This window comes from Gilliamella sp. wkB171, from assembly GCF_001693755.1.
GTDB lineage: Bacteria > Pseudomonadota > Gammaproteobacteria > Enterobacterales > Orbaceae > Gilliamella > Gilliamella apicola_F.
In genome coordinates, this window is record NZ_LYST01000051.1 from 14,659 (window position 1) to 39,405 (window position 24,747).

The window sequence follows — 24,747 nt, forward strand, 5'->3', positions numbered from 1 at the left end:
TTAGAAAGCAAAATTAGGAGTATTTGCATGTTAAAGCTGTTTATTGAGTGGTATAAAAGGCGATTTAGTGATCCTCATGTTGTTTCATTAATGGCTGTGATCATTTTTCTTTTTTTTATCATCTATTTTTTCAATAAAATATTATTACCAATTTTAATTGCTATCGTGCTTTCTTATTTACTTAATACACCTGTCAATTATCTGAATAAAAGAAAGGTCCCAAGAACATTAGCGGTTATCATTGTCCTACTTGTTTTTATTTTGATCGTTTTAGCTGGATTTATGATCTTAGTTCCTTTAGTTTGGCAACAAGGTGTGAGTCTTATTACCAATATTCCAAATATGTTGAATTTTACTAATAACTTTCTCACTTCATTGCCACAACATTATCCTGAATTGATCGATGTCGGACTATTTGATTCAATTATTCAAGGTATTACTAATAAGTTTGTACAAACAGGTAATTCATTATTGCAGTTTTCAATAGTGTCGTTATTCGGGTTGGTATCGGTAGTTATTAATGCAGTATTGGTACCTATTATGATGTTTTTTCTATTAAAAGATAAAACTAAAATATGGGGATACTGTTCTAAAATTTTACCAAGAAATCGTAGCATTTTAAATCAAGTTGCTGCTGAAATGGATTTGCAAATATCTAACTATATTGTAGGTAATGTGTTACATATTATTATTTTAGCGGTGTGTGTTTATATTCCTTTTTGGTACTTTGGTTTAGATTATGGTTTATTGCTAGCGGTAATTGTTGGTCTTTCAGTTTTAGTACCTTATATAGGTATTATTATTTCAAGTATTCCAGTTGTTTTAATTGCTCTTTTCCAATGGGGCATTAGTGCTGAATTTGGGTATTTGATTTTCTTTTATGTTTTAATTCAAGCATTAGATGGTAATTTGCTTGTGCCATGTCTATTTTCTGAAAAACTTAATCTTCATCCTTTAGTCATTATTGTAGCTGTAATAGTATTTGGTGGATTATGGGGATTTTGGGGAATATTTTTTGCTATACCTTTAGCGACGTTAGTCAAAGCTATTATTAATGCCTGGCCAAAAACAGAAGAATTAAATACGAATGAAGTAAAACAAGAGAAAGCAGATTAATGATTTAATCTGCTTTTTAAATTATTGAGCGTGGTTTTTAAGGTAATCTAAAACCACTTCGTGATGGTTGCTAGTTTTGAAATCATTAAAGACTTTTTCAATCTTGCCATCTTTACTAATTAAAAAACTAATACGGTGTATACCATCGTATTTTTTACCCATAAACTCTTTTTCACCCCACGTACCAAAAGCTTGGCAAACTTCATGATTTTCATCAGAAAGCAACGTAAAGTTTAATAATTCTTTTTCAGCAAATCGTGATAATTTTTCTGGCTTATCCGTACTAATTCCAATTATCACCACATTGTATTTTTTAAACTCATCTATAGCATCACGTAAATTACATGCTTGTACTGTACAACCGGGTGTCATCGCCTTTGGATAAAAATAAATCAAAATACGTTGACCTTTAAAATCTTTCGAACTTATTAATTCTCCATCTTGATCTGGTAGCGAAAACTGAGGTGCTTTTTCACCTTCTTTTAGTGGATTAACCATATGTTTGTTACCTATGTTAATAGTTTAATATTTTCATTGATAGTAGTATTAATACTCTTTGTTTTTTTGTTTGCTAATGCTGCTAAAAAAACGCGTTGCTGCATCGATGGTTTTATTGATTTCTGTATTAGAATGCTTAAGTGACATAAATCCAGCTTCGAAGGCCGAAGGAGCGAAATAGATGCCTTCTTCGAGCATATAATGATAGAATTTTTTGAATAATTCAATATCACAATTCATTACATCTTGATAAGTGGTTACTTCATCAGCAGTTGTAAAAAATAATCCAAACATTGCGCCAACATGATTGACGACTAAAGGAATATCGTATTGTTTTGCAGCCGACAATAAGCCATTTGCTAGCGTCGTTGTTTTTTCATCAAGATCATCATAAATACCGACATCGGTTAACTTGGTTAAGGTAGCAAATCCTGCTGCCATGGCTACTGGATTACCAGACAGTGTTCCTGCTTGGTAAATTGGTCCTGTCGGTGCAAGTTGATTCATTATTTCTGCACGACCACCAAAGGCACCAACCGGCATTCCTCCGCCAATAATTTTGCCTAAGCAAGTTAGATCTGGCGTTACACCGTAATAATCTTGCGCACCACCAAGTGCAACTCTAAAACCAGTCATGACTTCATCAATAATTAATAAACTATTGTATTGATTACAAAGATCTCGAAGGCCTTGTAAAAATGCTTTGTTGGCGGGTATACAGTTCATATTTCCTGCAACCGGTTCAACAATTATGGCGGCAATTTCATTAGGGTACTGTTCAAATTGTTTTTTTACTGATTCAAGACAATTATAATCACATACAAGTGTATGCTTAACAAAATCATTTGGAACACCAGGGGAAGTCGGATGACCAAATGTAAGCGCTCCAGAACCTGCTTTTACAAGCAAATAATCGGCATGTCCATGGTAGCACCCTTCAAATTTGATAATTTTATCTCGACCGGTAAAACCTCGAGCAAGACGAATAGCGCTCATTGTGGCTTCAGTTCCAGAATTCACCATTCGTAGCATTTCTATCGAAGGTATCAGTTCGGTGACAAGCGTCGCTAATTTAGTTTCAATCTCGGTTGGCGCACCAAAACTTAATCCGTTGTGTACCGAATGGATAACGGCATTAGCAACATCTGGATCGTTATGACCCAAAATCATTGGCCCCCATGAACCAACATAATCGATATAGGCCTTGTCATCGACATCATAAATATAAGCGCCATTGGCTCGCTCTATAAATAGCGGTGTACCTCCAACGCCATTAAATGCTCGAACCGGTGAGTTAACCCCACCTGGCATAACCGACATGGCTTGCTTGTAACATTTTTCAGATTTGAATTTATTTATCATAATCATGTTTTTTTGATAAAAATTTGTTGCAGTATTTATTCATAAAATTAACTTAAATTCAAGATGATTAGTATAAATTTATCTAATAGCAGTTTCCATTTTGTATTTTGTGGTAGCAAAGGTATATAATAACAACAATTAAATTAGGAGAAAAAAATGAGCGATGCTTTACCGATTAACTTTACAGATGCTGCAGCAAATAAAGTCAAATCATTAGTAACAGAAGAAGAAAACCCGAATCTTAAATTAAGAGTATATATTACAGGTGGTGGTTGTAGTGGCTTTCAATATGGTTTTACCTTTGATGAAAAAGTCAACGAAGATGATCTAGCCATCGAAAAAAATGGTGTTTCACTGGTGATTGATCCTATGAGCCTGCAATATCTTGTTGGTGGTACTATTGATTATGTTGAAGGCTTACAAGGCTCACGCTTTGTTGTTGATAACCCGAACGCAACAACTACATGTGGCTGTGGTTCATCGTTTAGTGTTTAAATTTTAATTATTCTTTATCCATTTTATTTTGTCAGGTTGAATTAAATAATTTTTAATGAGTAAAATTGTTGATTTTTGATGTAGAAGATTAAATATTCTTTAAAAAAGTGACAAACATTGAGCAGTTGATCAATTATTTTGATTTTTTTGTTGACGTTAAAATTAAGATGGGTAAAATGCACAGCATTCAAAACGCACTTACATTTAAGTAATTAGTTTTGAGCCCGGGTGGTGAAATCGGTAGACACAAGGGATTTAAAATCCCTCGGCCTTTTTGGCCGTGCGAGTTCAAGTCTCGCCCCGGGCACCATTTAAAGCACATCTTATGCGGGAATAGCTCAGTTGGTAGAGCGCAACCTTGCCAAGGTTGAGGTCGCGAGTTCGAACCTCGTTTCCCGCTCCAAATTTTAGTTTTGCAAATTTCAATAAAATGCAACATATCTAAAATAGAACTGTAAATTACATTTATTATAATAACCAGAACAATCATGATGCGATATTACTTAATATATCTGTTTATTAAAATATAGATATATTACTAAAAATACCGCTGTTTTAAGAACTCCCATTTCTTTTCATATCCAATCTCTTTATTTGACTGAACAATTAGATTTTCAACAGATTCTCGATGCTCGAGTAAATCGCTTGTGTTTAAAAAGGGAAGGAGTTTAAGCAAAAATTGTTTTTGATTTTCAAGTTTTGGAATCAAGCTACCATGCCAAACGCCAGAATTAGAAATACGGATTATTTCTTCAAAAATAGTTAAATTGTCATTTGCTTTTAGAAAAAATAAAATCATGTCTATTATAAAATTGTCTAGCTTTAAATGAATAATGGTAAATATAAAATAAATATAATCATGATTGTCTTTATTATTCAGTAATGTTTGTTTTAGAAAGTTTTCCTCTAATATGTTCACTTCATTTGAATTTTTATCACGATCATCATGAAACAATTTATGAACAATACTGTCCAAAAAATATCCCTTATGGCATACATACAATGCATATTTTTCAATATCTTGTATATAAGTCTCTCTATGCCATAAAAACTTCAAACTAGGCATGTAAGTTTGTGATGATGGGCGATTTTTTCTTTCGTATAATCTATCGATAAATCTTAATAGAAAATCTGGTTTTTGCTGTATTAAAAGATCTAAAGCTTTTCCATCGTAGTCAAATAAATTAACAGCTTTTAATGCACAGAGATAAATATCAAAAACAAGTTCAATATCATCATATAAATCAGACCATTTATTAAATAGTAAAGAATGAGGATTAAATATACTCATGATCGGTTTCAGAAATAAAATATCTTCCTTAGTGCGTTCTAATAAAATTTTTGAAACTATCGAAAAGATAGCAGGTTCAATTACTTTATACTGTGTTAAAAAATTGATTGAGTTAGGTAAATGCTCAATGCCGATTAACTTAATATGGTCAACCAGAGATTTTACGGTATGAATAGTAATCTTTTCCTTTGGAAAAGTTTGAAAATAATATGTCATCCATAAATTTTTATTTTTAAATGAACTCTTTTCAATTAACAACTCGATATCATCAAACTTATTTAGTCTTAATAAGTTATGAAAAATTATATCGGCTGGGACAACAAAATCTTCATCATAAAGCAAATAATACCTGATAATTTCTACATAATCGGTTAAATGAGTTTCAACTAAAATAGATAAGACAGCGAGCATAGCATATTGTATTTCACTGCTTTTTGTACTTTGTGGATTTTGCTTGAAAGCATGATATAATTCTTGGCATTTTTTAAAAAATAGAGCTACTTGTTGCACATTTAACTTAACTAAATAATGCCTGATTTTTTCATTATAGTATGTTTGATATTTATCTATATCAAAATCAAATTGCTTTTGTTTTTCTCTATCTGTTAACAAAAGGCTTAGCAAAGAAAGGTTAGGATGATTAAAATCGGATTCCCATAATGAAGGAAATATAATATCTATTTGTTTTAATTGGTGACAATAATCGTAGACTGAAACACAGTGACTTAAATTCTGTTTATCTAAATTATCAATAAGATATGTATTTATCAATAATGAATCTGAGGTTACGAGTTCTTTATTATAAGAATAAATTTTAGAGATATATTTAGAGAAAAGACTTAGCACCGATGTTTGATAAGTTGAAATAGCCAATAACCAAGATAAACCCTGAAAAATATTTTCCCTTATTTTTAATATACCTTTACTTCCACGTATTTGAATGGTTCTAGTATACAAAATATTATGTCTTGAATAGCTGTCTTCATATTGGGTCTCTAAAAAAGTTTCTGCCACACACAAAAACAACATAGAGAATAGGTAATTGTTTCCTTTTTCAGCTTTTTCTAAAAGTTTCTCAATTACAATTGTTTGGATTACATAGTCTGAGTAATAATCATCAACTGTTATATTTAATGATTTAGTTAACACACAAATCATGTCCTCAATTAAATCATCAGATTTAACAATAAGCTCTAGCATGAGATCTAAAGCAATCTTAAAATCGGATTCAGATAAATTTCTAAAATTAACCAATAAAGCTAATATAGAATTTTGAGGCTCATATCGTTTGTTTAGTTCAAACTTCACATTATGCCAATCTACTATCTGCTTTTCTTTCTGTTTGATTAAATTTTTTATAAACGTAAGGCAAGTTGAAGGCGGAATAGCATAACCGAATATTTTAAGAAACGTTAAAATTTCTTCGACTTCGGTATTAGTGTTTCGTAAATGTTGATAATAACCAAGAATGTCAGGTTTTATCTGTGCAAGAATATTTTTGTCATCAAACGTATTAATGACAGGTATTAATGCATCGTTTAATATTGAAAATGTATTTTTTACGATAATTCTATGAGGGTGTTTTGGGGCAGCGAAGTTTATCAACAAATTAGAAAACGGTATCACCTTTTTGTCAAACACACCCCGATAAAAAAGATAAGTTGATAGAATTTGATCAGAAATTTTCACCGCTTCATTTTCATACATATCAACAAGTTCATTTTCATGCAATATATTGACATACTTCCAAAATTCACAAAATTCAATACCAAAAATTTGTTGAATATTATCTATTTCAAATTGATTTTGTGTGTCTACTGTTCGGAGTAATGCAATAATACAAGCTGTTTTAATAAGATTAGGATCATTTAAAATATATTTAATATTTTCATGTTTACCAAAATAATCATCATATAAAGTAGCAACATTACTTAATGCAGAGAGTTTTTTTTCATTTTTTGCAAGCTGTGCAGCCATTACCACCAAACGAGGGTTTCCATTTGATACTTCCCAGATACGTTGTTGATAATCAAAGTTTCTAATTGTGAACTGATTTTCCAATAACTCTTTTGTTTGATCTTGTGTAAGTGCAGAAATGGTGAATTGTGTGATGTGTGTAATTTGTTCTACTTTGCTAATAACAAGTTCTTGAACGTAATTTCTAACAGTGGCTATAATTCGAAAGCTACGGTCACTTTTTATATTATTTAAATAAGATAATACATAATCTAGGCGTTCATCTAATCGGTTTGCATCATCGATAAAAATAAAGTATTCACCAGGCTCGCTAAAATAGGCAGTTATATCTCTGGAAAAATCAGTGCCTTTATTAAACAGGCAAAATATTTTGGCTGAGGGATGATGATTTTTTATCAATTTTAAAAGATTCACAGCATATAATGTTTTACCAACACCTGCTGCACCTGAAATTAATAAGAACTTACTTTCGTTAGTGATGATGTTCATTCCTTGTTGTAATAGTTCATCACGAAAAAGAATATTATTATTAATGGGAGTAGCAAATTCATTTGCATTATATTTATTAATAAAAACATCAATATCAACTATTTGACCAGTATCCAGAGAAAGAGACAAATAACGCTCCGCAAGGATAGGATAATTATTTATGATGCTATATGCAAGAGCATCAATATTGTGAAGATCTAATAATATGCTGTATTCACTACATTTTTGACTAAGTTCATTAATATCAGTAGTTGTCAGGTCTCCTAAATAACAGATAATAATTTTTGTAATTTTATCAATTGGGATACCTGTTTTTTTAGGATCTAAGCACTTGGTTATATCATTTTCAATTTTTGATCTTAAATGCCCTTGTTGAGTGGTATACTCAGAAAAAATATATGTTCCATTATCCTGAGTTAATAATGTGTCAGGGGTACCAGTTTTTGTTTTGTTAGACGTATTAGTCATACCGATGGCATTTAAATTTTGATACCCTTTTTTATATAACCAATCATCACATAAACGTTGAAAAAGACCACCTTCTAATTCAAGTAATTCTGATTTTATTTGATTAATAAGTGCCATTAGAATATTTTCTCATCATTGCGTATTGCATAACTGAAGATATTATATAATTATTTATGCTAATTAGCATTTTTATCAATTTTGAATTTGTGATGGTTTATTTTTATTAGAGAGATCATTGATAGTATTATAAACGATCAAATAAAGAGATTGACCAAGAACAAAATAATTAAGTAGTGGATTCAAATGAAAATATCAATAAAAGGTTGCGTCTCATTTTTATTGGACTTTAAACTTGCTGGTTATTAAATTAGTTCTGCTTTCTTTAGAGTTTCTATATTAGCCATAAGCAAGTATTAAAATTTTTCAATTTAAGCTAAAGATTCCGAAGATACATTGTTAGCTTCACTTTTTTGCTTATATATTATTTTTGTAATATCGGATCATTACTAGGTAAACAAGACTTATGTAATACGGTCAAAACGATCATTTTCTTGGCGTCTTGGATAAAGTAAATAATATGACTTTGACAGGGAAAATAGTAAATATTTTTATTATATTGCATGGCAATACTTGGCGAGTGGGCAAGCAAAGAAATAGTTTTGTGCAAATTGGTCAGATATTCTTTGGCTTTTTCTCGTCCCCAATTTTTTATAGAATACTCATAAATGTTTTTCAGTTGTTTGGCTGCATGTTGAGTAATTTTTATTGATAGCACTATTAGTCCTCTAATAGATTGTTAAAGAAGCTATCAGCATCAATTGTTCTACTTTCTTCAATATCTTTTAAACCTAGTTTGATTTGTGCATCAACATAGTTCTTTTTCATCTTTTCAAATAGCTGATATTCATCTATCGACATCATCACTAACACCGGTTTACCGTTTTTAGTGACAGTAACAGGGGCAGCTTGTGCGCTAAGTAAAGCCTCACCAAATCGGTTTTTCACTTCATAAGCAGTTAGGACTTTTGTTGGCATTTTATTTCTCCACATCTAGCTAAAATAGCTAATTTGTCTAAATTTTACTTACTTTAAAAATTATGACAATAGTTTCTTTTTTGTATTTATTCAAAAGTCTTAAAAAATAGACTTATTTGAGATATTTTTATCGATATCAGTTATTATTCGACAGGACTATTGATTCAGTATATTTTTTAGTACATCAAATTTTATAGCTCGAATAATTTTAATAAATAATAGTGGATTACATGTAAAACTAGAGTTGCGTTTCCCGCTCTAAATTTCTAAGTTAAAATCGTCAATAATCTCAAAGCTTTTTAGTAAAAAAATATGCCATCAGGTCAATTTTTAAAGCAATGCTATGCAGGCTAACTAAATACACAACACCTAACAATATTGTTGTGTTTAAATGTTTGATCTTCTTACTCAATGTGATTTTGCTTGGTTATATTAGTGCTGGACATGTTAATGTTTGACATTTTTTATTTTGTTATACATCTCTTTAACATGTTCATAGCCGTATTTTGCCTCTAATCTTTTGATGATAAAATGTCCTCGAGCCATATCTTGATAGAAACTAGTAAACAGCGTGTTCATTGTCGCTCCAGTGATTGCCCCTATAATTGGTACCACTTGTGCAGCAAATTTGTTGGTTATTACAATGCCAAATTGTGAAGCAACTGTTTCTATTAGTTTACTGAACCATTTTCCTGCTTGGTTATGACTAATATGCGTGATGGTACCAGCACCGTGTTTTGTGGCAATTTCAGCTAATTCTTTTGATAGATGGTTCATCGATTTAGTCATAAAACTACGTGATAGATAATACCCAGTGTCAGTACTATTATCATCTGTTTTGGTATTTGCACCTAAGGCAAATACCTCAACGCAGGCTGTTTTAGTGGTAAAAAGATTTAAATCAAATCCTTCACTACGTGCAACATCGGCTACTGCACGCATTATAATCGTCGTCGATATTGGTAGCTCAATAAATAGTGATGTAAACCCAAAAGCGCCACCTAAAGCACCCGATGTGGCAGCATAAAGCTTGTGAAGTTTAGTTGAAGCGGATCTATTTGGCTCATTATCAAGGCTCCATAGTGCTGCATCAGCAGCTTTATGAAGGGCTGAACCAATAATATTATTGACTTTTTTGGATACCGCTGTTGGCAGTTTTTTTACTGCTTCTTCTAATGGAGAACCAATCAAACTAGACATTCTTGCAATGATAGATGGTGACTCCAATAATGCTACAGCTGTTTGTAAATCACTTAAATCTTGTAAGTTTTCTTGAATTGTCACTTTAATTCCTTTTGTATTCATATGTCACTATCTAGTGCTTATTATGCAAAAATTTTTGATAATCTAAGGTTTCATTTATGCGTTATTCATACAAAATTACTCAACACAGGTATTATGCTCAATTATATTAATGGCAAGCCATTCTTGATCATTTTGCTCTTTTTTATAAGTAACAGTGTTGCTTTAAAAATTTCAATAGCTTTTATTGCTAACATGTTGTTCCAATATGGAGAGTGGCTATTAATGTACTGCTGAGCTATGTGCTATATTTTGCAAACTATCTATGCTACTTTATTCTTTTCTTATAAATCTTATTTATTAAGATTATTTTCAGTCTATTTAAAATAAAAATGTTTTGTATTGCTAAACCGTTTTAGCGATCCAGTTGTTATAAATTGTAAATGAAAAGTCGTTATTATTCGCAATATAGCATAAAAATATAGAATAAAAAGTAAAGATTAGTATTAATTTTTAAATGCGGTTTTATTGTCGATTATTAACTTTTACTAAATCGCAAACAAATCATATAGCAACATCATTATGCTTTGATTTGATATTTTTTTGTAAAAATTATTGAGGAATCTATACTGTTGCATTTTGCAAAAGATCCTTAAATTCATGATAAACCTATAGTCAGACATCTCCTTAATTTTATACATAAAGATATGATCGATTATTTATTATTAACGCCGCAACATCTCATAATTGTGATTCACAATAACGCAGATTAAGCATTTAGTAGTTGAATTTAATAGAGATAATTATCAAAATGTATAATACATAGCTGTTAATGCAAGATGGAGTAATTGATGTACAACATACCTTCTATAGGTAACTTTGAGACGTTACCTGAAGTGGCACTAGCCATATATGAATCAGATTTGGAAAAAATGCAGGCACTGTATCAAGCTGACTGGGATATTAATAAATCTATTCATTTTAATAAATATATCGATATGGTACCGATCGCAATTGCAGTAATGACTAATCAGTTACCTGCTTTAAAATGGTTGCTAGCTAAGCAGGTTTCGCTTGATATTGGCGAGTTAACGATTATCGAAATGGCCGCTCAGCACAGCAAAAATAAGATTGTTGAACTGTTATTAGAACATAATGCTCTTGATTTTTTACCAATCAAAAATTATGGAGAAATATTTGAGCGAATTCAATACGGTAATAAATATGAACATATCCAATTATTCGAAAAATATGGTGTTACCGTAAAAAAATATGGTGGTGCAGCACTTCGGTCAAGTGCCTTTGACGGTAATATGGATAAAATCAAAATGTGGTTAGAGATGGGTGCTGATATAAACTATCATCAACCTAATATGGTTTTTCCATATGCATCAACGCCACTTATTGAAGCCGTGAGAGCTAATCATAATGACATTGCGTTATACCTGATAAAAAATGGCTGTGATGTGACTATCACTGATAAAGATGGTTTGCGTGCCTATTCAGTAGCTTTAAGAGAAAATAATACACAATTAATGCAAGTATTGAAATCGTTAGAACCACCGCAATGGCATGACGAGCAAGAAAAAATACGGCAAATTAAGCGTTATAAAATTCCTGCTGATATGCTTGAATACTTAAAACAACCACCAAAGAAGATTTATTTTTCGGGTAAAGATACGCATTCAAAATACATTACGTTTTATCAATTAGTCGATTTGCAGGAGATGAAATGGCATCGAAAAAATCTACTTTGTTTTATTGAAAAAGTTGAAAACTATGAACTTTACCTTGTTTGGTCACCGATAAAAAAAATGATTTGCTGCTTAGATCTTGAACACGATATGCTTACCCCAATGTGCAGTTGGCAAGAGTTTATTGGTGATCCTGAAAAATGTATCAATAAGCTTCTTGATGGTGAGTATGACGATTAAACACTAACCTAACAGTAAAGAATAAAAGAGCGTTATTTATACAAATAGAGAAAAAAGTCGAGCAGTAGTCATTGAAAAAAGGCGGAACAATTGGTTATCTATCAAGGTCAAATTTAGCTAAAAACCAAAATTATAATGTGCCATGGATTGGTGCAATGTCCCGTTTGACGTAATTTTCAATATTCATGATATTTGTCAAAATATGATAATTGCTATTCTGAGTTTATTGGAGATTTTTAATATCCTTATAGGGGGATGTACCAAATAAACGTTTGTACTCCCGATTAAATTGCGTTTGGCTTTCATAACCGACCTCAAGTCCGGCACTATTAGCATGATAATTTTCTGACAACATTAAACGACGAGCTTCATAAAGACGTAATTGTTTTTGATATTGTAATGGGCTTAATGTGGTCACCTGTTTAAAATGACGATGAAACGTCGCTAATGACATATTGGCTTTTTCGGCTAAAGCTTCAACAGTGATGGGTTGTTTATAGTGATTTTTTAGCCAATCAATTGTTGAGGCAATTTGATGGCTTTGTGTGCCTTTTGTATTGATAGAACGCAAGTGTTGCCCGAAAGGTCCAATAAGCAGTAAATAATGGATTTCTTTGATAATCATTGGGGCTAATATCGAAATTTGTTCAGGTTTATCAAGTAATTGGATCAATCGAAAAAAAGCAGTAAGTATGTCTAATTCAACTTTTTTTATACTAATTCCTTTGAAAGGAATGGCTTTAATATTGGCTAACTGTGGATACTCAGTGATGAGTTGGTTGATAATTTGCGTATTAAGGTATAAGGCAAGGGATAAAAACGGTTCAGTTTGCGATGCAATTGTTATAGAGTTAACTGCTGGAATATCAACTGAGGTAACGAGATAATCGCCTTCACCATAAATGTGTTGTTCGGTTCCAATTAACGAGCGTTTACTCCCTTGAATAATAATAGATACTAGTGGTTGGTAGAAGCAGTTTTCGTTATAATCTGTCATGTCACGGCGATAAATACCCAAACCATTTATCGCAGTAGGGTAGTCACCCGCAGTTTGAGCCCAACGTAACATATGTTGTTTTACTTGCTGATTTATTGTGGTAAGTTCACTGTTTAGATCGCTTCTTTTCATTAGATTTCCTTAACATTCACCCAAACATAGTTAGAACTATTTTAAAGCTTATCAGTAAAAATAATATTGTAACTGAAATTATTAGGCAAGAATTTAATAGAATTGTGTCTATTGATAATTAATTGATATGTTTATAGTAACGCATAGATAATCTTTAATTAACTAATGGGATTGTTATGAGAAAATTATCAATAACATTATTAATCACAACAATGATTGTGACTTGTTTTTCAATCCGAATTTATGCTAAGGAGAATAATGCTATGTCTCAAAAAGTTACCAAAAATGGTGCACAGGCTTCCATCAAAGGCTCAGATAAATTTTTTACAGGTGATGTAAGAATCGATCCTCTATTTCCTGCTACGAGTCCATCTCGGACCTCTGGCGCTTATGTGACGTTTGAACCTGGTGCTCGTTCAGCATGGCATACTCATCCATTAGGACAAACTTTAGTCGTCACTTCCGGTGTTGGCTTTACTCAAGAATGGGGCGGTCCTATTGTCGAAATTCATCCTGGTGATGTAATTACTTGCCCACCGGGAGTAAAACATTGGCATGGTGCATCACCACACAATGCTATGACTCATCTTTCCGTGGTTGAGGAACTCGATGGTAAAAATGTTGAATGGTTAGAAAAAGTGACCGATGAACAATATTACGATAAAAAGTAATTATTAAGCAAATAGTGAAGTTAACTTATTAATTTGCATTTTTAATCAATATTTATACTGTTAGTTTATACGTAATTTTTTAAGTATAAAAGTGGTCGTATGGTAGTCAATTTTATCTCGCTGAGCTTGTTTTAGCAGGAAACCCTATGCAAAAAATAGTTCGTGTAGTTATTTCTTTTTTTATGATATGGAGTTTATCAACAATTTGTGAGGCATCAACTATGGATAACCATCAATTAACCGTAAAACAACAATTTATTATTCCTATTGCAGCCTTTACCGCTCAGGGTGATATGCCAAAGCTAAAAGTGTCATTAATAGAAGGATTAGATAATGGTTTAACGATAAACGAAATTAAAGAAGTACTTGTTCAAATGTATGCTTACACTGGCTTTCCGCGTAGTTTAAATGCTATTGGAACTTTTAAGCAACTTTTGGATGAACGTCATCAAAACGGCATTATAGATGTGATGGGGAAAGAGCCTGATCCCTTACCCACCGATAAAACCAGTCTGCAGTTAGGTACCGAGATTCAAACTTATTTAGTCGGACAACCTGTTTCTGGCGGCTTGATGGATTTTGCTCCCGCAATTAATCAGTTTTTAAAAGCTCACTTATTTGGTGATATTTTTGGACGTAATAATATTGATTATCAAAGCCGTGAAATTGCAACTATTGCTGCATTAGCGAGCCTTGGTGGTGTTGACAGTCAACTTCAATCACACATACATATGGCAATGAATATAGGTTTAACTCACGATCAAATTCGTGAACTTAGAGATATCTTGCAATCTAAAGTTGGTAATGAGCAAGCTGATGCATTAGCTCAGGCATTCGTCAATGTTTTGAAATAAACAGGCGTTAAGGAGACAAATAATGAAGCAAAATTCACAAAAGGTTATTGTCATAACAGGTGCATCGAGTGGTATTGGTGAAGCTACAGCTAAATTACTTGCAGTCCAAGGTAATAAAATTGTATTAGGCGCAAGGCGTAAAGATAAACTTGAGAAAATCGTTGCTGAGATCTCCGCTGCTGGTGGCATTGCGACTTATCAATTAACGGATGTGACAAAACGAAATGACGTTGATATGTTAGCGAAAAAAGCGCTGGATGAATATGGTCAAATTGATGTTTGGATCAATAATGCCGGTTTAATGCCACAATCAACTTTTGATAAATTAAAAGTCGATGAATGGGAAAAAATGATCGATGTTAATATTAAAGGTACTTTATATGGCATTGCCGCAGCATTATTACCGATGCGACAAAAGAAACAAGGTCATTTTATTAATATTTCATCTATAGCTGGGCATTTAACTCATCCTGGCGGTGGTGTTTATAGCGCAACAAAATCAGCGGTGTTAGCTATTAGCGATAGTTTACGGCAAGAAGAAGCCTTAGCAAAGAGTAATATACGAGTCAGTGTAATATCACCCGGCGCAATTGCAACTGAGCTTACTCATACTATTACCGACCAAGATATTAAGCCCGCTATTGATAAACTTTATCAACAAGTCGCTATTGCTCCAGAACGCATTGCTCAAGTGATTGCTTTTACTATTAATTCACCTGTAGATACTACTTTAAATGAGATTATCATTCGTCCTAGTTGTCAGCAAGTTTAGCTAAGTTAACAGGCTATTTTTTAATATGGATTTTACTCTTTAAATAAAATTAAAAAGATTAAAATCCATCTTTCCAATCAATTCGACTTTTAGTTGTATAAAAAGTAGGTTTGAATTCAATTTGATAGTTGATTTTCTCTTTTTAATAAAGGCATATAAACAAATAGCGCAGTGATCAATATAAATGTTGCAAATGTATAGGCTTTGGATTGTCCATTCATTTTATTAGCCCACATTGAAAAATATTCCCCTCCAATGACAGCAAAACCAAAGTACCAAATTAAAATCGCTAGTGTTGCTCCGACTAAATAAATCACTTGTCCATTCACAAATCGAGATTTGTTGATTGATGCAAACATATAAAGTGAAGCAAATAGACAGACTAAACCAGTAATTAATTCACCTATAATTATTACCCAGTATCCAATTAAATGGAGCGTTGTATTACTGATTGCTCGAGACGTCATAGCGGGACTTCCCGAAAAAAATGGTTCCATACTATCCATCGATAATACACTTTTTACAAAAGCATAGTTAGTATTAAAATCAACAATATTGTCATACCCAACCAATATACAAAAAAAGCCAACAGTAAAGGCAATTGTTGCTTTTGAAAGTTGTTGAATCGCAATCAAATTTAATAAGTTTTTCACATCCAAATCCATTTAATATTCATTAAAATTTGTCAATTACACGCTGTTATTGACGCCAGAACATTACAATTTACACTTAGCTAAGTGACAAATCAATACGCACAAATGATTTAGTGACCAGCTTGAAATGTACTCCGATTAATCAGTGAAATATTATCTGGTATTGAAAATAAAATAATGAATAAAAATTGAAATTTAAAAAGTTTTAGAATTAAAAAATATGTTTTATAAAATAGTTAGTGATTAATCATCTCAAATTAAAGAGTGAATTGAATTTACCTCTCTTATCAATAGAAACTATGTCAGTATGAAATAGCTTTGTATTTAAGTATTGACAAACTTGTTAGCTGTTTTAATAGGGTTTCGGTCAGTGAGATAATAATTAATATTCTGTAGGATATGATAGTCATCTTGAGATTTATTAAGCACTAGTCCGAATTTTAATATAGATGTCGAGCTTTACTTACAAGCAGCTAATAACATTAATGAGCTTTGTTATGTGTCAAATTAGCTTATTATTATATTTATTATGCATGATTAACTGTTGCTTAAAATAAATATGCTGCGGATTTTGCTAAACGGTCTTTGTTATTTTGTCGATAGGCTATTTTCATAAAAATGAAGAGTAAGCCGTTGATAGAAACATTTCAATAACAGCTAGTGTTGCTATTTTTTTTATTTATTAGTAGCATTACTAAGCTCGCTTAGTCAAAATATCTTAGCGTGGAACTATTTTGCACGATCATGCAATTAGTAAAATATGACTAGTGATGTTATTCGTTAAATCTGTCATTCTATTTTCAAATTAATCAGCAAGTTATACCTATCAAGTAAGTCGATTTTAATCAATTAAAGATTCAGTAACTTTTATTTGTTTACATAATATTGCAAAGTGCGTCTGGAGGTTAGGTATGTATTTATTAGAGATGGCCCCCAAGTTTTTGTTGGCCTTGGTTATTTTACTTATTTATGTCAAATTGTCTGGTAAAAGTCAAATTGCCCCTATGTCTCAGTTAGATCAGGTTGGGAGTATGGTCATTGGTGCGCTTGTTGGTGGTGCTTTACTTAGTCCAACTGTCTCTGCTTTACAAGCTTCAGGGCTTGTCGCCATTTGGGCTGGATTATTAGTTTTAATTCGATTTATTAAATCAAAAAATTCACATTTAAGAGATGCGATTGATGGTACGCCTATTCGGTTAGTTAAAAATGGGAAGTTATTAACCGATAACTTTATCAAAGCTAATTTACCCGTCAGAGATTTTGAAACTTTAATCAATATACAGGGAATTTGTACTTTTGCTGAATTAAAACATGTATGGTACGAATTGAATGGCTCATTAACTATCATCAAAAAAGGTGAAAAAGATATCGCCGTACTTGTTATTGAGGAAGGAAAAATAAGTCAAGAAAACCTGAAAGAAATAAATAAAAACGAAGATTGGATTGTAGAGGAAATTCAGAAACAGGGTTATGAAAAATTGGAAGACATTTTCTGTGCTGAATGGTTTGATAATAAATTAATTATTTATCCTTACGATAAAGAAAATAAATAAGAATAATTTATTGATTTTATTTTATAAATAGGTGGATAACTATCCACCCTAATAAATTCTAACGTAATTGGCTATCTTTACTACCACGTCGATTATATAAATTTGCCGTCTTAGCTAAAGTTTTATCTATATTTTGCTGGCAAACTAAGCAATATTGAACTCCCGGTAAAGCTAATTGTCGTGCTTCGGGTATAGGATCGCCACATTCAATACAAAAATGAGCACTTTCTATACCTTGTTTTAATTGACGCCTTGCGTTTTCAATTGCATCTGCAATAGTTCCTTCAATTTGTTGATTAACTGCATCATCTGATGCCCAGCCACTTGCCATGATAGAATTCCTCCTTACAACTCAATGTGGTGATAATTTAATCATTTTCAAGTAAAAAAAAGTGATTAATAATAGAGATGTTTGCAGTAATAGTGGTATTATGTAAACGGCAACGCTTTTAATTAATATCGTTTAATTGGAGGTTTATATGCAACAATATGAACAAGCAACTTTTGCAGGTGGTTGTTTTTGGTGTATGGTAAAACCTTTTGATAAATATGAAGGTGTAATTGATGTGGTGTCAGGATACACGGGGGGGCATGTAGCTAATCCTACTTATCAACAAGTTTGTCAAGGTGATACTGGTCATACCGAAGCGGTTTTAATCACTTTTGATCCGAAAAAAATTAGCTATAAAACGTTGTTGAATATTTTTTGGCAACAGATTGATCCAACTGATTCAGGCGGTCAATTTGCTGACAGAGGCGATTCTTATCGCCCCGTTATTTTTTATCATAATGAATTTCAGCATAAACTTGCACTAGAATCAAAACAGGCATTGGAAGAAAGTCACCGATTTTCTAGTCCTATTCAAGTGAAGATAGAACCTGCTGTCGAGTTTTATCCAGCAGAAGAGTATCATCAAAACTACTATAAAAAACAATCACAACATTATGACCGTTATTATCAAATGTCTGGACGTTCTCACTTTATATCCGAACATTGGTTAGATAAAAACAATCCAAAGGTGAATAAATAATGCAAAATGATCCTCAATATAGCACTTGTCAAAAATGGAACCATTGGCTATCTGCGATGTTGGTTTGTATGGTGGCATCACTGTTACTATTTAAAATCACTTTATCGCAATTTTTAGGCGGAATGTTTTCTATTTATTTACTGCATAAATCTTTTGGCGTAGTGGTATTTTTATTGACGATTTGGCGCATTTATATCAACATCAAACAGGGAGTGCCTAATGTTTTGCCTTATGATAAAAAATTCCAACGAATTTTGTCAAAATCAATACAAGGATTTATCTATATTTTATTGCTTTTTATTCCATTGTCGGGGTATTTGATGAGTAGTCATGATCTTAATGTTTTTGGGGTGATCTCAATTCCTGCTATCGATATGCCAAATGCGGGGTATATGTTTTTTCATCGTGCTCATCTGTTAGGTTGCTATTTGTTAGCGGTATTTTTGGTTTTACATATTGCAGGAGCTTTGTATCATTATTTAGGGCTGAGAGATAAAGTATTACAATCGATGCTGTAAAGCCAATCTTTACCATTAATTAATGTTTAACACTCTAAAAAGTTAGGTGCATTATGAATAAGTTAATGAAAGAAAAAGCAGTGTCAGCATTGAGTCCAATGCAATATTATGTTACTCAACAAAATGGTACTGAGCCGCCTTTTGAAAATGAATTCAATACTAATCATCAAGACGGTTTGTATGTCGATATAGTCTCGGGAGAGCCATTATTTACCTCCTTAGATAAATTTGATTCTGGATGTGGTTGGCCAAGTTTTAGTAAACCGATTGATAACAAGAGCATCATTGAAAAACTAGATCAAAGTCATGGTATGCACCGTACCGAAGTGCGTTCACTAAAAGCCGATTCCCATCTTGGTCATGTTTTTGATGATGGTCCAAAATCATTAGGAGGATTACGCTATTGTATCAATTCTGCTGCTTTACGCTTTATACCGAAAGAACAACTTCAAGCAGCAGGTTATGGTCAATACTTACCGCTTTTTGAGTAATATTAAATAATTTTAATCCTATCATCGTATCGACGGTTGGTAGGATTTTCAGCTTTTTTTGTAATCAATTTTATTAGGTAGGTTTGTCAATACATTCGCTATCGAAAACCATTAAAGCAATTTAGATTATCAGTTAAATGCTTTTTTTAAAATAACACCTCAAATACTAACAATGAAGATCAACATGATGGGTGTCTTAATAAAGATAAATTAGCATAAAAGTGATTATTACGATATCTCGTTGTCTATTTAACTTTACTAGCATCATTCTATTTTGATGACTAGATTTCAAATCTTACTAAATTTTCGGTTAATACTCATGTTTAATCCATAGCGAAAGTATTTCTGTTGCAATTGTTCTGTTTTTTAAACGTGCTAACTGGTTTCGACTATACTTTAATGACATATGTGAATAGGAAAGCTTAATTCTGAAATAGAATTATCCTGTTAACTTTTGGATTAAATATTGACTGATATCAAGATAAATATTTTTAGCGCAATGCTGATGAGTTTTTGGCTTAATAATTTTTTGTTTTTAGTAATTAGGTAGAAGCAAAGTTATGATATTTAATCTTTCTTTATGACAAACTACATTGAGATGATTAAAATAGAGATAAAAAGCCTAATTATTTTGTCTACGTGTGCATTGAATTATGCGCAAAAATAACTTTTAAAATACTTGTTATCTCTATTATTAAGGATGAACAATATAAAAATTGCTAGCTAATTCTTACGTTTAAATAAAACATAGCTGATAATTAAAAAAACTAAACTTGTTAACATTGACCCTATCACAGGATAGATACCCATAACAATACTAGCTTGTGCAAAAAGATTATCCGCAATATAGAAGATAAATCCAAAACTTATCCCAATAATGACACGTACTCCCATCGATACGCTACGTAAAGGGCCAAAAATGAACGAAAGTGCTAATAACATCATTACTGCAACAGAAATCGGTTTAATAAGTTTTTTCCAGAAAAGTAAATCATAATATTTTGTGTCTTGACCTGAACTTTTTAAATATTGGGCGTATTGATAAAGTCCAGAAGCAGATAGTGAATCAGGATCGAAAGCGACAATATTAAGTTTGTCTGGAGTGATGTTTGTTTTCCATGGCATTGATACCATATCATTACCGATTATTTTGTTTGGTTGGGTTAGATCATTTCTTTCAATTTGTAATAAAGTCCATATGTTATCTTTGAATACAGCACTTTCGGCGTGAGTAATTGATAATAATTTATTATTATCTACTGAATAAATATCAATATTAGCAATAGAGTTATCATTATTGACATGACCAATAAATACATAATCATTGCCATCTTTTGCCCACAGACCACCTTGTTGTGCCATTAATGAATTTCCATATAATTTTTCAGAACGCATATTACGAGCAGTTTGTTCACTTACGGGAGCAACCCATTCACCAATCGCCATTGTTAAAATGACTAATGGTAATGCTGTTTTCATCACCGCTAACGCTATTTTAAAACGACTAAATCCAGACGTTTCCATAACAATTAGCTCACTACGAGAAGCTAATATGCCTAAACCTATTAATGCACCTAGTAATGCCGCCATAGGGAAAAAAATCTCTAAATCCTTTGGTACCATCAACAAAGAATAGATGCCCACAGCAAAAGCATCGTAGTCAACTTTTATTTTTCTTAATTGGTCGATAAAACGAATAATGCCCGATAAGCTAATTAATAAAAACAGGCAAATACCAATTGTGCTTAAAATAGTTTTACCAATATAGCGATCTAAAATCGAAAACATCCTTTTTCTCCTTTATGATGCAATATATTTTAAACGAAGTTTACGCATAAATAAGTTATCCCAACAATTCAAAAATATAGCTAATATGAAATAGGTTAAATTTATAACATAAAACCATAAGGCTGGATCTAATCGACCTTTACCAGCATTTGCTTTAATCGAGCTTGCTAATAGGAAATAAATTAAATACAGCAATAGGGCAGGTAAAATTTGTGCCAAGCGTCCTTGCCTAGGGTTAGAAACACTTAGCGGTATAACTAAAAATGCCATAAGTGGGACAGAAATAATAAGTGTTAGTCGCCAATAAAATTCAGCTTCTGCTTTTATCGTTTTAGTTTGGATTAAATTTGTTAAACTCAATTGCTGAACATCGGTTTTTTCATCATCAATAGAATCTAGCGCTTTAGGCTTTATAATACCTAAGTAATTATGAAAATTTGATATACGAAAATCTTTTAACTGCGCCGTACCTTCATAACGATTGGCATCTTCTAATGTAATAATCTGGTTACCCTCATCATCATGACCGGTTTTACCTTTATTAGCAATAATTATTGACGGTCGTTGGTTGTTTTTAGGATTGATTTGCGCAATAAATACTTTATCTAGAGCATTATTATTGACACTGTTGATATAAATGACTGAATTACCATCTGGTGTTTGTTGGAATTGACCCGCTAAAAGTCCCGCTAAACTAGGATTAATTTTAGCATTCTCAATTAATTGATCTTGTTTAAGGCTTGACCAAGGCCCAAACCAAAGGCAGTTTATTGCGGTTAATGCACAAGTCAATATACAAAGAAAAAACACAACTTGATAGGTTAAATTCTTTTTTACTCCACAGGCTTGCATGGCAACCATTTCACTATCAGAATATAAACGGCCAAAGGTCACTAAAACGCCAAGAAAAAGACTCAAAGGTAAAATTAAATCGGCCATATTAGAAATACCTAAAACCAGTAAAGGCATAATCAAATCGCGTGGAATATTGCCTTCAATAGCGCTGGATAATATTCTAATTAATTTTTGTGAAAAGAAAATTAATAACAAAATAAATAGTATTGCCCCTTGTGTTTTTAATGTTTCTTTAACTAAATATCGACGAATTATCACATTTAACCTATCTAAACGTTTCTAAAAATTTGTCTATTATAATCTGATTTGTTTTGTTTAGTTATCTTTTTGTTGCTATCCCCAAACGAACCGATAAAATATTAGTAATCACAACGAATATAATAAAAGAGAAACCTTATGGAAATTTTAATTAAAAATAGCCTTACTATCACAGATCAAAAATCAGAATGTTTAGTTATTGCCGTTAATGCCGACAAAACTAAGTCTGCAATATTGAAAGAAGTCGATGACGCTACTAATGGTTTTATTCATCAATTAATTAAATCAGAAGATATTAGCGGTGAACTGGGTAGAACGGCATTTTTATATTCTGGTTCAAATAATTTAAAACAAAAATTATTATTTGTTGGTTGTGGTAAATTGAAAGAGTTTGATTTAACCCGAGCTAAAACTATTATAAAAGCTGTTATTACAACATTAATTGAAAAGAAAGTTAAAAATATTAGCTGGGATTTATTAACGATTTGTTCAGCAATTAATCACGATATTGTTAAGCAATTACCCCAAATTATTAACGATATAACTTATAATTTTGATCAATTTAAATCGAAAAAATCCCCATTACCAAATTTAAATAAAATAACATTATTGTTTAGTGATAAAAAACAGCTTAAATCTATTACAAATTATTTAGTGCAAGGTCAAATTATTGCAGAAGCGGTTAATGCAACTAAAACGATTGCTAATATGCCATCTAATGTATGCAATGCCCAATATTTAGCTGAACAAGGTAAAAAATTGGGTAAAAAGCATACATCTTTAAAAGTGTCGTGCCTAGGTGAAAAAGAGTTAGCTAAATTAAATATGAATGCTTATTTAGCGGTAGGTCGCGGTTCAGAGAACGAATCAATTATGACCGTTATTGAATACAACGGTGCTAAAGATAAAAGTGCTCAACCTTATGTTTTAGTTGGTAAAGGATTAACATTTGATTCAGGTGGCATTTCAATTAAACCCGCTGCCGGTATGGACGAAATGAAATACGACATGTGTGGTGCAGCAACTGTTTATGGGGTTATGCAAGCCGTAGCCGAGTTAGCACTACCTATTAATGTAGTTGGTGTAATGGCGGGTTGTGAAAATATGCCAGATGGTAATGCTTACCGTCCAGGGGACATTTTAACCACTATGTCTGGTATCACTGTTGAAGTGATTAATACCGATGCAGAAGGTCGTTTGGTGTTATGCGATGTATTAACCTATGTCGAAAAATATCAACCTAAAGCTGTTATCGATATTGCAACATTAACTGGGGCTTGTATTATTGCTTTAGGCCATCATTATACTGGCGTGATGGGTAATAATGAACAATTAGTTGCTCAATTAGTTACTGCATCAAATAACGCTGATGATAAAGCTTGGGCGTTGCCAATTGATGATAATTTCCAAGATCAAATTAAATCAACGTGTGCTGATATTGTGAATGCTGCTGGTCGCGATGGTGGGACGATTACTGCTGCATGTTTTTTGTCTCGATTCACTGAAAAATATCAATGGGCGCATTTAGATATAGCAGGAACCGCTTGGAAATCTGGCGCGAGTAAAGGTGCGACTGGTCGACCGGTGGCGATGTTAGTTGAATATTTAATGGCTCAGTAAATTCATTTTATTATGAAAAAAGTCATTTTCTATCTTTTACAAAACCAGACACAAGCAGATCAATCAGGTATTTTATATCATGAAAAACTTGCTTGTGAAAAAATTGTTGAAGCATATCAAAACAATCAACGTATACTTGTAACTTGTCATGATCAGATGCAAGCAGAGAGAATTGATGAGTATCTTTGGCAATTAGATACAGATAATTTTGTACCCCATAATTTAGCAGGTGAAGGCATGAAAGGCGGATCACCTGTTGAAATTTGTTGGCCGCAAAAGCGCAGTAATGGTAATCGACAAATCTTAATTAACTTGCAAGAGCAATTTCCTGATTTTTCTGCTGTTTACCATAATATTATAGATTTTGTTCCGGTTGATGAGCGATTAAAATCGCTCGCCCGAGAAAGATACAAATCTTATAAAGATGCGGGGTTTAATTTGAAAACTATCCCTGTGTTATGTGAATAAAAAATACTGAGTTAACTCGTTAAACTATATAAAAAATTGGGTAATTAACATCACTAATTCGCGTTTTGTATTGATGAAAATTTAATACTTTTTTACTATCATCTATTTGTTATTCTGTCATTTTATATAAGAAAATGACAGATGTTTATTATCTTTTTATTTTGTTTACTCTCCGTTAT

General features: G+C 32.2%; 23 protein-coding genes and 2 tRNA genes. 14 read left to right on the forward strand and 11 right to left on the reverse strand.

What is annotated here, in order from left to right; genetic code table 11:
• Positions 1-27: 27 nt before the first annotated feature.
• Positions 28-1,116, forward strand: coding sequence for an AI-2E family transporter (locus A9G03_RS10120; protein ID WP_065633015.1), 1,089 nt, complete (start codon positions 28-30; stop codon positions 1,114-1,116).
• A gap of 21 nt (positions 1,117-1,137) precedes the next feature.
• Here A9G03_RS10120 and bcp read toward each other — a convergent pair whose 3' ends face one another.
• Positions 1,138-1,614: a thioredoxin-dependent thiol peroxidase gene (bcp, locus tag A9G03_RS10125; protein ID WP_065633016.1), complete on the reverse strand. Its 477-nt coding sequence runs from the start codon at positions 1,612-1,614 to the stop codon at positions 1,138-1,140.
• Between the two features lie 48 nt (positions 1,615-1,662).
• Positions 1,663-2,976 (reverse strand): glutamate-1-semialdehyde 2,1-aminomutase, encoded by a 1,314-nt coding sequence (gene hemL / locus A9G03_RS10130; protein ID WP_065799192.1) that lies wholly within the window; start codon positions 2,974-2,976, stop codon positions 1,663-1,665.
• Positions 2,977-3,132: 156 nt separating this feature from the next.
• Here hemL and erpA point away from each other — a divergent pair, with 156 nt between their 5' ends.
• From erpA to A9G03_RS10145, 3 genes are all read left to right on the forward strand, one after another.
• Positions 3,133-3,471 (forward strand): iron-sulfur cluster insertion protein ErpA, encoded by a 339-nt coding sequence (gene erpA, locus A9G03_RS10135; RefSeq protein WP_034914816.1) that lies wholly within the window; start codon positions 3,133-3,135, stop codon positions 3,469-3,471.
• Between the two features lie 222 nt (positions 3,472-3,693).
• Positions 3,694-3,781 (forward strand) — tRNA-Leu (locus A9G03_RS10140).
• Between the two features lie 17 nt (positions 3,782-3,798).
• A tRNA-Gly gene (locus A9G03_RS10145) sits at positions 3,799-3,874 on the forward strand.
• A gap of 135 nt (positions 3,875-4,009) precedes the next feature.
• Here A9G03_RS10145 and A9G03_RS10150 read toward each other — a convergent pair.
• From A9G03_RS10150 to A9G03_RS10165, 4 genes are all read right to left on the reverse strand, one after another.
• A complete protein-coding gene (locus tag A9G03_RS10150) occupies positions 4,010-7,813 on the reverse strand; it encodes a hypothetical protein (RefSeq protein ID WP_065799143.1) in 3,804 nt (1,267 codons plus the stop codon).
• 364 nt (positions 7,814-8,177) lie between these two features.
• Positions 8,178-8,471 carry a type II toxin-antitoxin system RelE/ParE family toxin gene (locus A9G03_RS10155; protein WP_065799144.1) on the reverse strand — a complete coding sequence of 98 codons (294 nt, stop codon included), beginning with the start codon at positions 8,469-8,471 and terminating at the stop codon, positions 8,178-8,180.
• A 2-nt stretch (positions 8,472-8,473) separates the two neighbouring features.
• Positions 8,474-8,731 carry a type II toxin-antitoxin system prevent-host-death family antitoxin gene (locus A9G03_RS10160; RefSeq protein WP_065799145.1) on the reverse strand — a complete coding sequence of 86 codons (258 nt, stop codon included), beginning with the start codon at positions 8,729-8,731 and terminating at the stop codon, positions 8,474-8,476.
• Positions 8,732-9,178: 447 nt separating this feature from the next.
• A complete protein-coding gene (locus A9G03_RS10165) occupies positions 9,179-10,036 on the reverse strand; it encodes an EcsC family protein (RefSeq protein WP_065799146.1) in 858 nt (285 codons plus the stop codon).
• Between the two features lie 788 nt (positions 10,037-10,824).
• On the opposite strand from A9G03_RS10165, the gene A9G03_RS10170 reads away from it, so the two are divergent.
• Positions 10,825-11,907, forward strand: a complete 1,083-nt coding sequence (locus A9G03_RS10170; protein ID WP_065799147.1) for an ankyrin repeat domain-containing protein — start codon at positions 10,825-10,827, stop codon at positions 11,905-11,907.
• Between the two features lie 223 nt (positions 11,908-12,130).
• On the opposite strand, the gene A9G03_RS10175 is transcribed toward A9G03_RS10170, so the two are convergent.
• Positions 12,131-13,036 (reverse strand): AraC family transcriptional regulator, encoded by a 906-nt coding sequence (locus A9G03_RS10175; protein WP_065633018.1) that lies wholly within the window; start codon positions 13,034-13,036, stop codon positions 12,131-12,133.
• A 263-nt stretch (positions 13,037-13,299) separates the two neighbouring features.
• On the opposite strand from A9G03_RS10175, the gene A9G03_RS10180 reads away from it, so the two are divergent.
• The 3 genes from A9G03_RS10180 (at position 13,300) to A9G03_RS10190 (ending at position 15,333) form a co-directional block, all read left to right on the forward strand.
• A complete protein-coding gene (locus tag A9G03_RS10180; protein ID WP_218837121.1) occupies positions 13,300-13,707 on the forward strand; it encodes a (R)-mandelonitrile lyase in 408 nt (135 codons plus the stop codon).
• A gap of 146 nt (positions 13,708-13,853) precedes the next feature.
• Positions 13,854-14,561, forward strand: a complete 708-nt coding sequence (locus tag A9G03_RS10185) for a carboxymuconolactone decarboxylase family protein (RefSeq protein ID WP_065633019.1) — start codon at positions 13,854-13,856, stop codon at positions 14,559-14,561.
• Between the two features lie 22 nt (positions 14,562-14,583).
• The gene (locus A9G03_RS10190) at positions 14,584-15,333 is read left to right on the forward strand and encodes an SDR family oxidoreductase (RefSeq protein ID WP_065633020.1); all 750 of its coding nucleotides are present in this window, start codon (positions 14,584-14,586) and stop codon (positions 15,331-15,333) included.
• A 116-nt stretch (positions 15,334-15,449) separates the two neighbouring features.
• On the opposite strand, the gene A9G03_RS10195 is transcribed toward A9G03_RS10190, so the two are convergent.
• Positions 15,450-15,986 (reverse strand): DUF2165 domain-containing protein, encoded by a 537-nt coding sequence (locus A9G03_RS10195; RefSeq protein ID WP_218056769.1) that lies wholly within the window; start codon positions 15,984-15,986, stop codon positions 15,450-15,452.
• A gap of 911 nt (positions 15,987-16,897) precedes the next feature.
• Between A9G03_RS10195 and A9G03_RS10200 the strand changes: the two genes are divergently transcribed.
• Entirely contained in the window at positions 16,898-17,539 is a 642-nt protein-coding gene (locus tag A9G03_RS10200; protein WP_065633022.1) for a DUF421 domain-containing protein, read from the forward strand.
• Positions 17,540-17,597: 58 nt separating this feature from the next.
• Here the strand turns inward: A9G03_RS10200 and A9G03_RS10205 are convergent, their stop codons facing one another.
• On the reverse strand, positions 17,598-17,870 hold the full coding sequence (locus tag A9G03_RS10205; RefSeq protein WP_065633023.1) for a DksA/TraR family C4-type zinc finger protein: 273 nt from the start codon (positions 17,868-17,870) through the stop codon (positions 17,598-17,600).
• 148 nt (positions 17,871-18,018) lie between these two features.
• On the opposite strand from A9G03_RS10205, the gene msrA reads away from it, so the two are divergent.
• The 3 genes from msrA to msrB are packed head-to-tail and all read left to right on the forward strand — an operon-like array spanning position 18,019 to position 19,579.
• Positions 18,019-18,570 (forward strand): peptide-methionine (S)-S-oxide reductase MsrA, encoded by a 552-nt coding sequence (gene msrA / locus A9G03_RS10210; RefSeq protein ID WP_065633024.1) that lies wholly within the window; start codon positions 18,019-18,021, stop codon positions 18,568-18,570.
• Positions 18,570-19,088, forward strand: coding sequence for a cytochrome b (locus A9G03_RS10215; RefSeq protein WP_065633025.1), 519 nt, complete (start codon positions 18,570-18,572; stop codon positions 19,086-19,088). Before msrA ends, A9G03_RS10215 begins: the two co-directional genes overlap by 1 nt.
• A 53-nt stretch (positions 19,089-19,141) precedes the next feature.
• Complete coding sequence (gene msrB, locus A9G03_RS10220; protein WP_218056770.1) at positions 19,142-19,579, forward strand: peptide-methionine (R)-S-oxide reductase MsrB; 438 nt, start codon at positions 19,142-19,144, stop codon at positions 19,577-19,579.
• A 723-nt stretch (positions 19,580-20,302) separates the two neighbouring features.
• Here the strand turns inward: msrB and lptG are convergent.
• Both lptG and lptF read right to left on the reverse strand, forming a co-directional pair.
• Positions 20,303-21,367 (reverse strand): LPS export ABC transporter permease LptG, encoded by a 1,065-nt coding sequence (gene lptG, locus A9G03_RS10225; RefSeq protein WP_065633026.1) that lies wholly within the window; start codon positions 21,365-21,367, stop codon positions 20,303-20,305.
• Positions 21,368-21,379: 12 nt separating this feature from the next.
• Positions 21,380-22,480, reverse strand: a complete 1,101-nt coding sequence (lptF, locus tag A9G03_RS10230) for an LPS export ABC transporter permease LptF (RefSeq protein ID WP_065633027.1) — start codon at positions 22,478-22,480, stop codon at positions 21,380-21,382.
• A gap of 138 nt (positions 22,481-22,618) precedes the next feature.
• Between lptF and A9G03_RS10235 the strand changes: the two genes are divergently transcribed.
• Entirely contained in the window at positions 22,619-24,100 is a 1,482-nt protein-coding gene (locus A9G03_RS10235) for a leucyl aminopeptidase (protein WP_065799148.1), read from the forward strand.
• A 12-nt stretch (positions 24,101-24,112) separates the two neighbouring features.
• Positions 24,113-24,568, forward strand: coding sequence for a DNA polymerase III subunit chi (locus tag A9G03_RS10240; RefSeq protein WP_065799149.1), 456 nt, complete (start codon positions 24,113-24,115; stop codon positions 24,566-24,568).
• Positions 24,569-24,747: the final 179 nt, after the last annotated feature.

What these genes read in the sequence shown, in the direction of transcription:
- msrA (WP_065633024.1), top strand. Translation starts at nt 18,019, where the DNA reads ATGCAACAATATGAACAAGCAACTTTTGCAGGTGGTTGTTTTTGGTGT.
- A9G03_RS10165 (WP_065799146.1), bottom strand. Translation starts at nt 10,036, where the DNA reads ATGAATACAAAAGGAATTAAAGTGACAATTCAAGAAAACTTACAAGAT.
- A9G03_RS10120 (WP_065633015.1), top strand. Translation starts at nt 28, where the DNA reads ATGTTAAAGCTGTTTATTGAGTGGTATAAAAGGCGATTTAGTGATCCT.
- lptG (WP_065633026.1), bottom strand. Translation starts at nt 21,367, where the DNA reads ATGTTTTCGATTTTAGATCGCTATATTGGTAAAACTATTTTAAGCACA.
- hemL (WP_065799192.1), bottom strand. Translation starts at nt 2,976, where the DNA reads ATGATAAATAAATTCAAATCTGAAAAATGTTACAAGCAAGCCATGTCG.
- msrB (WP_218056770.1), top strand. Translation starts at nt 19,142, where the DNA reads ATGAATAAGTTAATGAAAGAAAAAGCAGTGTCAGCATTGAGTCCAATG.
- A9G03_RS10235 (WP_065799148.1), top strand. Translation starts at nt 22,619, where the DNA reads ATGGAAATTTTAATTAAAAATAGCCTTACTATCACAGATCAAAAATCA.
- A9G03_RS10170 (WP_065799147.1), top strand. Translation starts at nt 10,825, where the DNA reads ATGTACAACATACCTTCTATAGGTAACTTTGAGACGTTACCTGAAGTG.
- A9G03_RS10205 (WP_065633023.1), bottom strand. Translation starts at nt 17,870, where the DNA reads ATGGCAAGTGGCTGGGCATCAGATGATGCAGTTAATCAACAAATTGAA.
- A9G03_RS10150 (WP_065799143.1), bottom strand. Translation starts at nt 7,813, where the DNA reads ATGGCACTTATTAATCAAATAAAATCAGAATTACTTGAATTAGAAGGT.
- A9G03_RS10175 (WP_065633018.1), bottom strand. Translation starts at nt 13,036, where the DNA reads ATGAAAAGAAGCGATCTAAACAGTGAACTTACCACAATAAATCAGCAA.
- A9G03_RS10180 (WP_218837121.1), top strand. Translation starts at nt 13,300, where the DNA reads ATGTCTCAAAAAGTTACCAAAAATGGTGCACAGGCTTCCATCAAAGGC.
- A9G03_RS10190 (WP_065633020.1), top strand. Translation starts at nt 14,584, where the DNA reads ATGAAGCAAAATTCACAAAAGGTTATTGTCATAACAGGTGCATCGAGT.
- A9G03_RS10200 (WP_065633022.1), top strand. Translation starts at nt 16,898, where the DNA reads ATGTATTTATTAGAGATGGCCCCCAAGTTTTTGTTGGCCTTGGTTATT.
- A9G03_RS10215 (WP_065633025.1), top strand. Translation starts at nt 18,570, where the DNA reads ATGCAAAATGATCCTCAATATAGCACTTGTCAAAAATGGAACCATTGG.
- A9G03_RS10240 (WP_065799149.1), top strand. Translation starts at nt 24,113, where the DNA reads ATGAAAAAAGTCATTTTCTATCTTTTACAAAACCAGACACAAGCAGAT.
- erpA (WP_034914816.1), top strand. Translation starts at nt 3,133, where the DNA reads ATGAGCGATGCTTTACCGATTAACTTTACAGATGCTGCAGCAAATAAA.
- A9G03_RS10160 (WP_065799145.1), bottom strand. Translation starts at nt 8,731, where the DNA reads ATGCCAACAAAAGTCCTAACTGCTTATGAAGTGAAAAACCGATTTGGT.
- A9G03_RS10185 (WP_065633019.1), top strand. Translation starts at nt 13,854, where the DNA reads ATGCAAAAAATAGTTCGTGTAGTTATTTCTTTTTTTATGATATGGAGT.
- bcp (WP_065633016.1), bottom strand. Translation starts at nt 1,614, where the DNA reads ATGGTTAATCCACTAAAAGAAGGTGAAAAAGCACCTCAGTTTTCGCTA.